We start from the raw sequence: 13,985 nt of genomic DNA, 5'->3' as shown, positions 1-13,985 counted from the left end.
AGAGACCGCCATGCCCGCCATGACCACCGCCGAACGCCGCGGGTATCAACAGATCTGCGGCGATGATGGCGCGATGATGGTCATCGCCTGTGACCAGCGCGGCGGCATGCGGACGTTGCTGGCCAAGACCCCCGAGGCCCAGGCCGCGATCAGCAACGATGTCCTTGGACTGACCAAGATGGACATAACCGCCTACCTCGCCCGCCATGCGGGCTGTGTTCTGGTTGATCCGATCTGCGCCGTGCCGGGACTGGTGGATCAAGGGGTGCTGCATCGGTCGACCGGCCTTCTGATCGGGCTGGATGCCTCGGGCTTCGATCTGACGCCCGAGGGCTACCGAATCTCCAACATGGTTCAGGGCATCACCGCCCGTCGCGTGCGCGAACTGGGCGGAACCGGCGCCAAGATCATGATCTACCTGCGCTCGGACACTCCTGCGGCCAACACCGCCAACATGGCCACCCTGCGCGACGTGATCGCCGATTTCGCCGCCGAAGACCTGCTGCTGGTGGTCGAGTTCCTGACCTACGCCCTGCCTGGCGAAGCGCCCGAAGCCTACGCCGCCAATATCCCCGAGCTGATCGAGGGCGGATCGAAGCTGTGCCTTGATGCCGGATCGAAGGTCCTGAAGATCCCTTACCCTGGAACCCCGCAGGCCTGCGCCAACATCACCGCTATGTGCGGGGATGTGCCCTGGGCGGTCCTGTCGGCCGGAGTGGACCATGCGACATTCCTGGGGCAGGTTGAGACCTCGATGGCCAATGGGGCATCGGGGGTGATTGCCGGGCGGTCGCTGTGGAAAGACTGCATCTCGCTGGACCGCGCAGTGACGAAAGAGCGGCTGGAGACGGTCGCCGTGCCCCGTTTGCGCGAGATTCAGGCGGTGATCGCGCGGCACTTCAAGGGGTAGACATGGCATCTGCCATCGGGATCGACATCGGCGGAACCCGCCTCCGCGCCGCCCGGATCACCGACGGCGTGATCGAAGACCGCGCCGCCGCACCCAGCTCTCCCGACCCCAAGGTGGTCCTGAACCGTGTCCTTGATCTGGTGGCCCAGGTCGGTACACCAGGGGTCGCGGCTCTTGGCATCGGCGTGCCGGGGCAGGTCCATGCCCACACCCGACGCGTGCTGTCGGGCGGATATGTGAACCTCTCCGGCTTCGACTTCGCCACCGAGGTGGAAGCCGCGACCAGCCTGCCCGTCACTATCGAGAACGACGCGACAATGGCGCTTCTGGGCGAGACCGCGCATGGTGCCGCAAAGGGCCTGCAGAATGTGGTGATGCTGACCATCGGCACCGGAATCGGCGGAGCCATTCTGGACGGCGGCCGGGTCCTGCGTGGCAGCGGCGCGGCCGGGCAACTTGGCCATATCTGCGTCGATCCGAACGGGCGCCCTTGCGTCTGCGGCCGCATCGGTTGTGTGGAAACCGTCAGCTCAGGCACCGCCTTCGCCACCCACCTGGCCGAGGCGGGCCTCCCGGCATCCACCCGTGCCGAGGACCTCCTGGCGCGCAGTGACGCTGTCGCCCGCGCAGTGATCGCCGCCTGGGCAACCCCCCTTCGCGCGGCAATCGACAGCCTGATCGCCACCTGCAACCCCGATTGCGTGGTAATCGGGGGCGGAGCCGGGGCGGGAGCCTTCGCCGCCCTGGCCACCGTGCCCCCGCGCGGCGTCTGGTACAGCGCGCCGGTCCTTGCCGCTACTCTCGGCGACGACGCCGGTGTGATCGGCGCCGCCAGCGCCGCCATCGCCGCCCGGCCCGCCAAGCGCGTGGTCATGATCAACGGCGTGCCGGCTTCGGGCAAATCCTCGGTCGCCCGCGCCCTGTCCGATGCGACAGGCTGGCCGATCCTGACGCTGGACACGATCAAGAACCCGTTTCTGGCCACCCTTCCGCCTGGTGACCGGCTGTTCAACCGCACGCTTGGCCGCGCCACTTATGCCGCGATCTTCGATCTGGTCGCGGATGCGCCTGCCGCAAGCTCTTTCATTCTGGATGCGTGGTTCGGGTTTCAGCCCATCGACGTGCTGAAGGCGGGACTTGTCCGGGCCGGGGTCACCGATCTGGCCGAGGTCTGGTGTCATGCGCCGCCGCAGACCGTGGGCGATCGCTATGCTGCCAGACTGGCATCGCGGCCTGCGGGCCACCCCGGCGCCGAATACGTGCCTGAACTCATCGCCCTTGCCGAGCGCGCGACACCGACCGGCCTTGCCCCGTGCCACGACATCGACACCACGAGATCGGTCGACATCCCCGCGTTGACCGACTGGCTGCAGGCTGTCTGGCGCAACTCTTCGCCTTGATCCGCTGGTCAGGCCGAACGGCGCTTTCTTGTTGTTCCGACCAAGAATTGAGCAGTCCTGTGCAGGACTGCCGAAGCAACACGCAAATGTGGACCCCGTCGCAGTCGATACTCTGCCCCATCGTTGCTTCCCCACAAGGTCGATGGTCTTGAAGGCCGATGAACCGGCGACTGTCCATCATCGTCGTCGAAAAGGACCGTGACCGTGCCGTCATGATCGTCGACGGCCTGCGCGAGGCTGGCGACCACGACGTTCTGGTCATCGCCGACGAGCTTGGCCTTGCGCGCCGGATTTCCGAACGCAATCCCGATCTGGTCCTGATTGACGCTGGCAACCCCTCGCGCGATGCGATCGAGGAGCTGACGCTTGCAAGCGCCCCCTTGCAGCGACCCGTCGCGATGTTCGTCGATGAAAGCGACGGGGCGCTGACCCAGGCGGCAATCGAAGCGGGCGTCTCGGCCTATGTCGTCGCGGGATTGTCGGCAAACCGGATCAAGCCGGTCCTCGACGCGGCCATCGCGCGCTTTCACCTGATGCAGAAGATGCGGGTGGAGCTGGCCGAGACCCGCCGGGCACTGGAAGAGCGCAAGGTGATCGACCGCGCCAAGGGCATCGTGATGCGCGCCAAGGGGATCGGCGAGGACGAAGCCTATGCCTTGTTGCGCAAGGCCGCGATGGATCAGGGCAGGAAGCTGGCCGAGGTCGCTCAGGCGCTGGTGACGGCGGCGGAGCTGCTGAAATGACGGTGACGCTGCGTCTGGGGTTCGTGCCGCTGGTCGATGCCGCACCGCTGATCGTGGCCGAAGCGATGGGCTTCGCCGAGGAAGAAGGGCTGGCGCTGGATCTGGTTGGTGCGCCCAGCTGGTCAAGCCTGCGTGACCTTCTGGCCGTAGGGCAGGTCGCGGGTGCGCAGATGCTGGCCCCTGTGCCGGTGGCCCTGGCATTGGGTCTGGGTGGCCCGGCACGGTTCGAGGTGCTGTCGGTCCTTAACCTGAACGGCAATGCGATCGGCGTCTCGACGGCCCTGGCAGCGCGGATGCAGGACCATGATTTCGCGCTGTCCGACGCGCGGGCTGCGGGGCTCTCGCTCTTGGCGGCGGTTGAGCAGCGGTTGCGGATCGGTGTCCCGTTCGCTTTTTCCATGCACAATGAACTGGTGCGCTACTGGCTGGAGGGGCTGGGGGTCCCGCTGCCCCAGGGGCTTGAGATCGTCACGGTGCCACCCCCGCTGATGCCGGACGCGCTGGCGACTGGCGAAGTCGATGCCTTCTGCGTGGGCGAGCCGAGGGGGTCGGTCGCGGTGGACCGTGGGGCCGGGGTCCTCCTGTTGCCGACCAGCGCGATCTGGGCGGCAGCGCCGGAAAAGGTGCTTGCGGTCAGGGCAGGCTGGGCCGAAGCCGACCCAGATCTTGCCGGCCGGCTGATCCGGGCGATCTGGCGCGCCGGGCGCTGGCTGGGACAGGCGGCAAACCTGACGGTGGCGGGCGAGGTTCTGGCAGCCCGGCTTGGCGTATCGGCCGAACTGATCGAACGCAGTCTGACCGGGCGTCTGGTGATCGCAGCGGACGGCGCCGAGCGATTTGCGCCAGCGTTCCTGCGGTTCGATGGCGGGGCTGCGGGCTTTCCCTGGCGCAGTCAGGCGGCCTGGATCGGGGCGCGGCTGGGACGGCGGCATGGGCTGAACCCGCTGGGCGCGCAGGTCATCGCGGCCGAGGTCTTCCGAAGCGACATCTACCGGCTGCACCTGGGCCCGGCGGGGGCCGATCTGCCCGCCGCAAGCGCAAAGGTGGAAGGGTCGCTGCTGCTGCCGACTCCGGTTGCGTCCTCGCGCGGGAAGCTGATTCTGCCGCCGGACCAGTTCTACGATGCCCAAGTCTTCGACCCGGGCCTGGCTGGATGATCAATTCTTAGGCGCTGCGCTGCGGCATCGGGAAATTCCGTGCTGCTGGTGACTTCCAAGCGACCAAGCCCGTTGACGCCGCGTCGCAGCATGGCATGCTGACCTCAAGCGCCGAGGCAATGACGTCTCACCGCGCCATCCCACCATACCGGGAAAGCCGAGCAATGCCGCTTGGGTCCATCGTCTTATGACGAAGGGTCCGGCGGCTTTTTCCATTTCAACGCCCGGTCGCGGGCCACGAGGAACCAAGCCATGACACGTCTTTCCGCGCTTTTGCTCTCGACCGCCCTCTGCCTGCCTGCCCATGCCCAGACCCCCGGAATTGAAAAGGATGAACTGACCCTTGGCTTCATCAAGTTGACCGACATGGCTCCGTTGGCGATTGCCAAGGAGAAGGGGTTCTTCGAGGACGAGGGCCTGTCAGTGACGCTGGTCGCCCAGTCGAACTGGAAGGTGCTGCTGGACGGCGTCGTCTCGGGAGAGCTGGACGGCGCGCACATGCTTGCGGGGCAGCCGATTGCGGCAAGCATCGGGTACGGGACCAAGGCGGCGCTGGTGACGCCGTTCTCGATGGACCTGAACGGAAATGCGATCACCGTGTCGAACGCGGTGTGGGACGAGATGAAGCCCAACGTCCCGATGGCGGACGGCAAGCCCGTGCATCCGATCAAGGCGGATGCCTTGAAGCCGGTGATCGAGGCCTATGCCGATGCGGGCACTCCGTTCAATCTGGGCATGGTCTTCCCGGTGTCGACCCACAATTACGAACTGCGCTACTGGCTGGCGGCGGGCGGGATCAACCCCGGCCTTTATTCGCCGGACGATGTGTCCGGCCAGATCGGTGGCGATGTGCTGATCAGCGTCACCCCGCCGCCGCAGATGCCCGCGACGCTGGAGGCCGGCACGATCCTTGGCTACGCGGTGGGGGAACCCTGGAACCAGGCGGCGGTGGCAAAGGGCATCGGCGTGCCGGTGATCACCGATGCCGACATCTGGAAGAACAACCCGGAAAAGGTGTTCGGCCTGACGGCCGAATTCGTCCAAGCGAACCCGCAGACCACGCTGGCCCTGACCAAGGCCCTGATCCGCGCGGCGATGTGGCTGGACGAAGGCGACAACGCCAATCGCGCCGAGGCGGTCGAGATCCTTGCGCGCTCGGAATACGTCGGTGCCGATGCGGCGGTGATCGCCAACAGCATGACCGGAACGTTCGAGTTCGAACCCGGCGACACCCGACCCGCCCCCGACTTCAACGTATTCTTCCGCTACAACGCGACCTTCCCCTATTACTCGGATGCGGTCTGGACCCTGACCCAGATGCGCCGCTGGGGACAGATTGCGGAACCGCAGACCGACGTCTGGTATGACGAGACCGCGAAATCGGTCTACAGGCCCGACATCTACAGGCTGGCCGCCGAGGCGCTGATCGCCGAGGGCAAGGCGAGCGCCGAGATGTTCGACTTTGACGCCGACGGCTACCGTGAACCTACGGCGGAGTTCATCGACGGGGTGGCTTACGACGGCAAGGCCCCGAACGCCTATATCGACAGCCTGGCTATCGGGCTGAAGGGCGACCAGACGGTCGTTGGCGGCGAAGTGACGAACTGAGGGGGCAATCATGACCATGCTTGACCCCGCCGCCCTGCCGCAAGAACAAGCTCCGCTGCGCGCGGAACGGCTGGCCCGGCTTTCGACATTGATTTCCCGCTGCGACCCCTGGTTCAGGGTGCTTGGGCTGGCCTGGCTCACGCCGCTGTGGCGGATGCTGGCGGGTGAGAACCCGAAAGGACAGCTCAAGGACCTGTGGCGACTGGCGATCGTTCCACTGCTTGCGATCCTGGCGTTCCTTGCGCTTTGGGCCTGGGCGGCGCCGAAAGTGCAGACCTCGCTGGGCGCGATCCCCGGCCCGGTGCAGGTCTGGGAGCAAGTAGGCGTCTTGCACGCGGATGCCTTGGCCGAAGGCGCGAAGGAAGCAGAGTTCTACGCCAGGCAGGCCGAGAAGAACGCGGCCCTGCTGGCCGAGGGCAAGGCGGACGAGGTGAAGGACCGCACCTACACCGGCAAGCCGACCTATTACGCGCAGATTTTCACCTCGATCCAGACGGTGTTCTTCGGCTTCCTGCTGGCGACGCTGGTGGCAGTGCCCTTGGGGATCGTCTCGGGCATGTCGGCCACCGCCAATGCGGCTATCAACCCGCTGGTGCAGATCTTCAAGCCGGTCTCGCCCTTGGCGTGGCTGCCCATCGTCACGATGGTCGTCTCGGCGGTCTATGTCGGCGACGGGGGCATGTCGAAAAGCTTCGTGATCTCGGCGGTGACGGTGACGCTGTGTTCGCTCTGGCCGACCCTGATCAACACGGCACTGGGCGTGGCAAGCATCGACAAGGACCTGGTGAACGTGGGCCGCGTCCTGAAGCTGACGACATGGACCAAGATCACCCGCCTTGTGCTGCCTTCGGCCCTGCCGCTGATCTTCACCGGGCTGCGGTTGTCGCTGGGCGTGGGCTGGATGGTCCTGATCGCGGCAGAAATGCTGGCGCAGAACCCCGGCCTTGGGAAATTCGTCTGGGACGAGTTCCAGAACGGGTCCGAGCAATCCCTCGCCCGGATCATGGTCGCGGTGCTGACCATCGGCATCATCGGCTTCCTGCTGGATCGGGTGATGTTCGCGCTCCAGCAGGCCTTCACCTTCAGCGGGAAGCGGTGACGCGATGAGCATCCTTGAATTCAAGGGCGTGTCGAAGGGGTATGGCGAGACGCCAGTCCTGAAGCGGTTGAACCTGTCGGTCGCAGAGGGGGAGTTCCTGGCGGTGCTGGGCTTTTCCGGGACCGGCAAGACCACGCTGATCAACCTTCTGGCCGGGCTGGAATTGCCCGACGCGGGCGAGGTCCTGTTTCGGGGCGCCCCTGTGACCGGGCCGGGGCCGGAACGGGGGCTGGTCTTCCAGTCCTACGCGCTGATGCCGTGGCTTACGGTGGCGGGCAACATCGCGCTGGCGGTGGATGCGGTGTCGAAGGGCTCACGCGCCGAACGTGCCGCGCTGGTGGCGAAGTATATCGGGATGGTGGGGCTGGGCCATGCCGCCGACCGCCGCCCGGCCGAACTGTCGGGGGGCATGCGCCAGCGGGTTGCCGTGGCCCGCGCGCTGGCGATGCAGCCCGAGGTCCTGTTGATGGACGAACCCCTGTCGGCGCTGGATGCATTGACACGGGCCAATGTGGCAACCGAGATCGAGGCGATCTGGGCCGCCGAAAAGCGGACCGTCGTGCTGGTCACCAATGACGTCGATGAGGCGTTGGTGCTGGCCGACCGTATCCTGTGCCTGAACCCCGACGGAACCCTTGGTGCCATGTTCCAGGTCAATCTTCCCCGACCTCGAGACCGTTCGGCGATGAACGACGATCCGGCCTTCAAGACCCTGCGGGCCGACGTGACGGCCTACCTGATGGACGTGGGAATCAAGGGAAAGGTCGAGGGGTCTCGCCTGCTGCCCGCCGTCACCCCGCGCCACGCCTTGCCGCGCGCCTATGCGCAGGCCGCGAAAAGCTTTACCGACGACCGCTATCTGCAATTTTCCCAACTGCACAAGGTCTACGCCACGCCGAAGGGACCTTTGACTGTGGTCAAGGACTTCAACCTGACCTTGAAGAAGGGCGAGTTTGTCAGCCTGATCGGCCATTCCGGCTGCGGCAAGTCCACCGTGCTGACGATGGCGGCTGGCCTCAACGACATCTCGAAGGGTGCAATCAAGCTGGATGGTCTCCACGTCGAAGGGGCCGACCCGGAACGCGCGGTGGTCTTTCAGTCGCCCAGCCTGTTTCCCTGGCTGACCGCCCGCGAAAACGTCGCCATAGGCGTGGACCGCGTCTACCCCAAGGCCACCCAGGCCGAACGGCAGGATGTGGTGGAATACTACCTTGAACGGGTGGGCCTTGCTGAGGCCATGCACAAGCCTGCCGCCGAGATGTCGAACGGGATGAAGCAGCGGGTCGGCATCGCGCGGGCCTTTGCCCTGTCGCCGAAGCTTCTCCTCCTGGATGAACCCTTCGGGATGCTGGACAGCCTGACCCGCTGGGAGTTGCAGGAAGTGCTGATGGAGGTCTGGTCGCGCACGCAAGTCACCGCGATCTGCGTCACGCATGACGTGGACGAGGCGATCCTTCTGGCGGACCGCGTGGTGATGATGACCAACGGCCCGGAGGCGACCATCGGCAAGGTGACCGAGGTCAAGCTTCCCCGCCCCCGCACCCGCCGCGCGCTTCTGGATCACCCTGACTATTGGCACTACCGCGCCGAGGTTCTGGGCTTCTTGGAAGAGTACGAGCACGGGCACAAGAAAAAGGACGCGGCATGATGCGGTTGGTTGTCATCGGGGCCGGAATGGCCAGTGGCCGGATGTTGGAGACCTTGTTCGAGGCGGGCTTCGCCGGTCGGGTCACCCTCTTCAACGGCGAGCCGCGCGGGAACTACAACCGGCTAATGCTGTCGCCGGTCCTGTCGGGCGAGAAGACCTATGCCGAGATCGTCACCCATGACGACGCCTGGTATGTGGCGCATGGGGTGCAGTGCCATTTCGGCGAGCATGTGACCAAGATCGACCGCGAGCGGAAGGTTGTCGTCAGCAAGACCGGCGAGACGCCCTATGATGCGCTGGTCATCGCAACCGGCTCGGCGCCCTTCATCATCCCGGTGGCGGGGAAGGACTTGCCCGGTGTCTGCACCTACCGCGATCTGGAAGACACCAATGCGATGATTGCGGTGTCAAAACCCGGCGCGAAGGCTGTGGTGATCGGTGGCGGGCTTCTGGGTCTGGAAGCGGCGGCAGGGATGGCGGCGCGGGGGGCAGAGGTCACCGTCATTCACCTGATGGGTCACCTGATGGAGCGGCAGCTTGACCCCTCGGCCGGGTATCTCTTGCAGAAGGACCTGGAACGCCGGGGTATCCGCATCCATTGCAAGGGCGCGACGAAGGCGATCCTTGGGACCGACCGGGTCGAGGCGGTGCTTTTGGAGGACGGCACGGTCCATGACGCCGACCTTGTCTGCATGGCCGTCGGCATCCGCCCCGAAACCCGCATTGCCACCGACGCGCATCTGGAGGTCGGGCGCGGGGTTGTGGTCAACGACCAGATGCAGACCAGTGACCGGGCGATCTATGCGCTGGGCGAATGTGTGGAGCATGACAAACAGCTCTTCGGGCTGGTGGCCCCGCTTTACGACCAGGCCAAGGTGCTGGCCGCAACGCTGATGGGGCAGGAGGCCGCGTTCAAGCCGGTGCAGACCGCGACCAAGCTGAAGGTCACGGGCGTGGACCTCTTCAGTGCGGGCGACTTTGCCGATGCACCGGGGCGTGAGGACATCGTGTTCCGCGATCCGGGGCGCGGGGTCTACAAGCGGCTGGTGCTGGAGGGCGAAAAACTTGTCGGAGCAGTCATGTATGGCGATACCGCCGACGGCGCCTGGTTCTTCGACAAGATCAAGTCTGGAGAGGACGTCAGCGCGATGCGGGAGACGCTGATCTTCGGCCCGGCCTTCGCGGGAGGTGCCCAGGCGGACCCTCTGGCAGCCGTTGCAGCCTTGCCGCCTGAGGCGGAAATCTGTGGCTGCAACGGCGTCTGCAAATCGAAGATAACGGCGGCGGTTCAGGGCGGCGCGGTGACGCTGGATATGGTTCGGGCCACGACCAAGGCCAGCTCAAGCTGTGGCACCTGCACCGGGCTGGTCGAAAAGGTGATGGCGCTGACGCTGGGCGACGGCTTCCAGGCCAACGCCAACCCGCCGATGTGCAGATGCACCGACCACACGCATGAAGACGTCCGGCGGCTGATCAAGGCTCAGGGCCTCAAGTCGATCCCGGCAGTGATGCAGAACCTGGGCTGGAAGACGGTCGGGGGCTGCGCCTCGTGCCGGCCGGCGTTGAACTACTACCTCTTGTCGGACTGGACTCTGGACTACGCCGATGACCGGCAGTCGCGGTTTGTGAACGAACGCAACCACGCGAATATCCAGAAGGACGGGACCTATTCGGTGGTGCCGCGCATGTGGGGCGGGGTGACGACTTCGGCCGAGTTGCGCGCGATTGCCGATGCGGCTGACCGATATGCGGTGCCGATGATCAAGGTCACGGGCGGGCAGCGGATCGACCTTTTGGGCGTAAGGAAGGAAGACCTGCCCGCGATCTGGGCCGACTTCAATGAAGCTGGCATGGTCAGCGGTCATGCCTATGCCAAGGGCCTGCGGACGGTGAAGACCTGTGTCGGCAAAGAGTTCTGCCGCTTCGGGACGCAGGATTCCACGGGCCTCGGGATCAAGCTGGAGAAGCTCCTTTGGGGGTCATGGACCCCCGCCAAGGTCAAGCTGGGCGTCTCGGGGTGCCCCCGGAACTGCGCGGAAGCGACATGCAAGGATATCGGCGTGGTCTGCGTCGACAGTGGCTACCAGATCAGCGTCGCGGGCGCGGCGGGGATGGATGTGAAGGAGACCGAGCTTCTGTGCGCGGTGCCGACCGAAGAGGAGGCGATGGAGGTCATCGCGGCCTTCGTCCAGCTTTACCGCGAGAACGCCCGCTACCTGCACCGGATCTACAAATGGGTCGCAAAGGTCGGCCTCGACTGGTGCAAGGCGCAGATCATGGACCTTGAGACGCGGCGCGCCCTTTATGACCGCTTCATGCAAAGCCAGTCGGTCTACCAGACCGACCCCTGGGCCGAACTCGCCGAACGCCCGTCCGACTGGGCCCCCATCGCCGACCTGACCCTGAGGGCCGCCGAATGACCGCCATGATCGACATTGCCGCACTGGATGACATTCCCCGCCAAGGCGCGCGGGTGGTCAAGACGGATGCCGGGTGCGTGGCAGTGTTCCGCACCGCCGACGACCAGGTCTTTGCGTTGGAGGACCGCTGCCCGCACAAGGGCGGGCCGTTGTCGGAAGGCATCGTCCACGGCACCTCGGTCACCTGCCCCCTGCATGCCTGGGTGTTCGATCTGTCCACTGGCGTCGCGCAAGGCGCGGATGAGGGAGCGGTGCGCACGTTCGCGGCACGGACCGAAGGCGGACGGGTGTTTCTGGACGCGACCCGCCTGCGCCAAAGGTCGGCGGCATGACCGCAGTCCCCCCTAACCTTCCCCGCGGGGAAGGTCCATCCGTCCGATCCACCTGTCCCTACTGTGGGGTGGGCTGCGGGGTGATCCTGACGCCCGACGGGGCGGGGGGCCTGTCGGTGAAGGGCGACCCGATGCATCCGGCGAATTACGGTCGGCTCTGCTCGAAAGGCACGGCACTGGGTGAGACGGTGGGGCTTGAGGAGCGGCTTTTGACACCGCGCGTCTTCGGGCAAGAGGTGGGCTGGGACGCGGCGCTGGGTGTGGTGGCCAAGCGGTTCGCCCGGACGATTGCCGAACATGGGCCGGATGCGGTGGCGCTTTATGTCTCGGGCCAGTTGCTGACCGAAGATTACTATGTCGCCAACAAGCTGGCGAAGGGGTTCTGGGGCACCGCCAACATCGACACCAACTCGCGCCTGTGCATGGCCTCCAGCGTGGCGGGCCATCGGCGGGCCTTCGGAACGGACACCGTGCCCGGACAGTATGAGGACCTGGAACTGGCCGACCTCGTGGTGCTGGTGGGGTCGAACCTGGCCTGGTGCCACCCGGTCCTTTACCAGAGGCTGTCGGCGGCAAAGGCCGCCCGTCCGGGCATGAAGGTCGTCGTCATCGACCCCCGCCGCACGGCTACTTGCGAGATTGCCGACCTGCATCTGGCAATCGCTCCGGGTGGGGACGTGGCGGTGTTCAATGCGCTTCTGGCCGGGATCGAGGCGAAGGGCTGCGGCGATCCGGCGTTTCTGGCGCATGTCACCGGGGCCGAAGCTGCCTTCGCTGCGGCGCGGGCAACGGACGCCTCCGGGACGGGGCTGTCCGACGGTGACCTGCGCGCGTTCGTCGACCTGTGGTGCGGAACCGAGAAAGTGATCACCGTCTACAGCCAGGGCGTGAACCAGTCCTCGCACGGGACGGACAAGGTGAATGCGATCCTGAACTGCCACCTCGCGACGGGCCGCATCGGGCGACCGGGAATGGGGCCGTTCAGCGTGACGGGCCAGCCAAACGCGATGGGCGGGCGCGAGGTCGGTGGGCTGGCGAACATGCTGGCCTGTCACATGGAGATCGAGAACCCGCAGCACCGCGCTGCCGTGCAAGCGTTCTGGAACGCACCCGGCATCGCGGAAACGCCCGGTCTGAAGGCCGTCGACATGTTCCGTGCGGTCGCGGATGGCCGGATCAAGGCGATCTGGATCATCCACACCAACCCGGTCGTTTCGATGCCCGAGGCTGATCTGGTCGCCGAGGCGTTGCGCGGCTGTCCGTTCGTCGTGGTGCAGGACATCACGGCCAGGACCGACACCGCCCGCCTTGCGCATGTGCTGCTTCCGGCGACGGCCTGGGCAGAAAAATCGGGCACGGTGACCAACTCCGAACGCCGGATCAGCCGACAGCGCGCCGCCTTGCCAGTGCCGGGGCAAGCGCGCGATGACTGGCGCATCCTGGCCGAGGTGGCGGGACGAATGGGGTGGGGCCAGGCGTTCGGCTGGGAAACGCCCGCCGAAATCTTTGCCGAACATGCAGCACTTTCCGGCGTGGCCGGTGCGTTCGGCCTGGACTTCGACATCTCTGACCACGCGTCGATCGACCCTGCCCGCTACGACGCGCTGGCGCCGTTCCTGTGGCCCGCAACGCCACGTCGTCGGGGTGGGCGGTTCTTCGGCGATGGCCAGTTCCATACGCCGGACGGCAAGGGCCGGATGCTGGCGGTTCAGGCGCCAACGGTATCGCAACCGGATGGAGTCCGGCTGAACACGGGCCGCATCCGTGACCAGTGGCATACGATGACACGGACGGCGAAAAGCCCCCGTCTGTCGTCGCATCTGGCCGAGCCATTCCTTGAGCTTCACCCGAGCGATGCCGAACCTCTGGGGCTGCGCACCGCCGACCTGGTCGAGGCGACGAATGACCTTGGGCGCGCCATTCTGCGTGTCCTCGTGACGGATCGCGTCGCCCCTGGACACCCCTTCGCCCCGATCCACTGGACAGGAGAGACGGCTCCGACGGGGCGGGTCGATGCTCTGGTGGCCGCCAACCCGGACCCTCTGTCGGGCCAACCCGACAGCAAGGCAAGCACGGTCGCCCTGCGCAAGTATCCTGCCGGCTGGTACGGTTTTGCGGTGTCGGCGGGCGATTTCATCCCGGACTGCGGCTATTGGGCCAAGGCGCGGATTCATGGCGGATGGCGGGCCGAACTGGCCGGGACTGTCGCGCCGGATGACTGGGTGTCGCAGGCGCGCAAGCTGTTCGCCCTGGCCGACTGCGGTTCGGTATCGATGACAGATCAGGCCCGCGGCATGTCGCGGGTCGCCTTCCACCGGGACGGGCGTCTGGTGGCAGCTTTGTTCGTCGGGCCAGACCCGGTCGAGCTGGCCCGCGACATGGTGATTGCCCTGCTGGAACAAGGCGGCGATGCGAATGACGCTCTGGCGGGACGCGCGCGGGGCGGGGTCGTCGACGCGGGGCCGACGGTCTGCGCCTGCATGAACGTCGGGCGGAACACAATCTGCCAGGCCATTGCGACGGGGCGCGCGCTGACGGTAGCGGCTTTGGGAGAAGCGCTTGGCGCAGGAACGTCCTGCGGGTCGTGTCGGCCCGAACTTGCGGGTCTGATCACCCGGTTCAGATGCCGTGAGGCAGCAGAATAGCTACCTTCGTCATAACGTTACCC

General features: G+C 66.0%; 10 protein-coding genes. All 10 read left to right on the top strand.

The window, feature by feature from the left end:
- Positions 1 to 10: 10 nt before the first annotated feature.
- A complete protein-coding gene (locus Q8M85_RS12720; protein ID WP_305545102.1) occupies positions 11 to 910 on the top strand; it encodes a tagatose-bisphosphate aldolase in 900 nt (299 codons plus the stop codon).
- A 2-nt stretch (positions 911 to 912) separates the two neighbouring features.
- A complete protein-coding gene (locus Q8M85_RS12715; protein WP_305545099.1) occupies positions 913 to 2,310 on the top strand; it encodes an ROK family protein in 1,398 nt (465 codons plus the stop codon).
- 158 nt (positions 2,311 to 2,468) lie between these two features.
- Positions 2,469 to 3,053 carry an ANTAR domain-containing response regulator gene (locus Q8M85_RS12710; protein WP_305545096.1) on the top strand — a complete coding sequence of 195 codons (585 nt, stop codon included), beginning with the start codon at positions 2,469 to 2,471 and terminating at the stop codon, positions 3,051 to 3,053.
- Positions 3,050 to 4,210 (top strand): ABC transporter substrate-binding protein, encoded by a 1,161-nt coding sequence (locus tag Q8M85_RS12705; RefSeq protein ID WP_305545093.1) that lies wholly within the window; start codon positions 3,050 to 3,052, stop codon positions 4,208 to 4,210. The genes Q8M85_RS12710 and Q8M85_RS12705 overlap by 4 nt, the downstream gene beginning before the upstream one ends.
- Positions 4,211 to 4,462: 252 nt before the next feature.
- Positions 4,463 to 5,818 carry a CmpA/NrtA family ABC transporter substrate-binding protein gene (locus Q8M85_RS12700; RefSeq protein WP_305545090.1) on the top strand — a complete coding sequence of 452 codons (1,356 nt, stop codon included), beginning with the start codon at positions 4,463 to 4,465 and terminating at the stop codon, positions 5,816 to 5,818.
- 10 nt (positions 5,819 to 5,828) lie between these two features.
- Positions 5,829 to 6,917 carry an ABC transporter permease gene (locus tag Q8M85_RS12695; protein WP_305545087.1) on the top strand — a complete coding sequence of 363 codons (1,089 nt, stop codon included), beginning with the start codon at positions 5,829 to 5,831 and terminating at the stop codon, positions 6,915 to 6,917.
- 4 nt (positions 6,918 to 6,921) lie between these two features.
- Positions 6,922 to 8,565, top strand: coding sequence for an ABC transporter ATP-binding protein (locus Q8M85_RS12690; RefSeq protein ID WP_305545084.1), 1,644 nt, complete (start codon positions 6,922 to 6,924; stop codon positions 8,563 to 8,565).
- Entirely contained in the window at positions 8,562 to 10,985 is a 2,424-nt protein-coding gene (gene nirB, locus Q8M85_RS12685; protein ID WP_305545081.1) for a nitrite reductase large subunit NirB, read from the top strand. The genes Q8M85_RS12690 and nirB overlap by 4 nt, the downstream gene beginning before the upstream one ends.
- On the top strand, positions 10,982 to 11,317 hold the full coding sequence (gene nirD, locus Q8M85_RS12680) for a nitrite reductase small subunit NirD (protein ID WP_305545078.1): 336 nt from the start codon (positions 10,982 to 10,984) through the stop codon (positions 11,315 to 11,317). Before nirB ends, nirD begins: the two co-directional genes overlap by 4 nt.
- Positions 11,314 to 13,962, top strand: a complete 2,649-nt coding sequence (locus Q8M85_RS12675; protein WP_305545076.1) for a nitrate reductase — start codon at positions 11,314 to 11,316, stop codon at positions 13,960 to 13,962. Before nirD ends, Q8M85_RS12675 begins: the two co-directional genes overlap by 4 nt.
- Positions 13,963 to 13,985 lie beyond the last annotated feature (23 nt).

The sequence above is a fragment of the Tabrizicola sp. genome (assembly GCF_030694085.1).
Classification (GTDB): Bacteria; Pseudomonadota; Alphaproteobacteria; order Rhodobacterales; family Rhodobacteraceae; genus Tabrizicola.
This window is presented reverse-complemented; position numbering and strand designations above follow the sequence as displayed.

What these genes read in the sequence shown, in the direction of transcription:
- Q8M85_RS12720 (WP_305545102.1), top strand. Translation starts at nt 11, where the DNA reads ATGCCCGCCATGACCACCGCCGAACGCCGCGGGTATCAACAGATCTGC.
- Q8M85_RS12715 (WP_305545099.1), top strand. Translation starts at nt 913, where the DNA reads ATGGCATCTGCCATCGGGATCGACATCGGCGGAACCCGCCTCCGCGCC.
- Q8M85_RS12710 (WP_305545096.1), top strand. Translation starts at nt 2,469, where the DNA reads ATGAACCGGCGACTGTCCATCATCGTCGTCGAAAAGGACCGTGACCGT.
- Q8M85_RS12705 (WP_305545093.1), top strand. Translation starts at nt 3,050, where the DNA reads ATGACGGTGACGCTGCGTCTGGGGTTCGTGCCGCTGGTCGATGCCGCA.
- Q8M85_RS12700 (WP_305545090.1), top strand. Translation starts at nt 4,463, where the DNA reads ATGACACGTCTTTCCGCGCTTTTGCTCTCGACCGCCCTCTGCCTGCCT.
- Q8M85_RS12695 (WP_305545087.1), top strand. Translation starts at nt 5,829, where the DNA reads ATGACCATGCTTGACCCCGCCGCCCTGCCGCAAGAACAAGCTCCGCTG.
- Q8M85_RS12690 (WP_305545084.1), top strand. Translation starts at nt 6,922, where the DNA reads ATGAGCATCCTTGAATTCAAGGGCGTGTCGAAGGGGTATGGCGAGACG.
- nirB (WP_305545081.1), top strand. Translation starts at nt 8,562, where the DNA reads ATGATGCGGTTGGTTGTCATCGGGGCCGGAATGGCCAGTGGCCGGATG.
- nirD (WP_305545078.1), top strand. Translation starts at nt 10,982, where the DNA reads ATGACCGCCATGATCGACATTGCCGCACTGGATGACATTCCCCGCCAA.
- Q8M85_RS12675 (WP_305545076.1), top strand. Translation starts at nt 11,314, where the DNA reads ATGACCGCAGTCCCCCCTAACCTTCCCCGCGGGGAAGGTCCATCCGTC.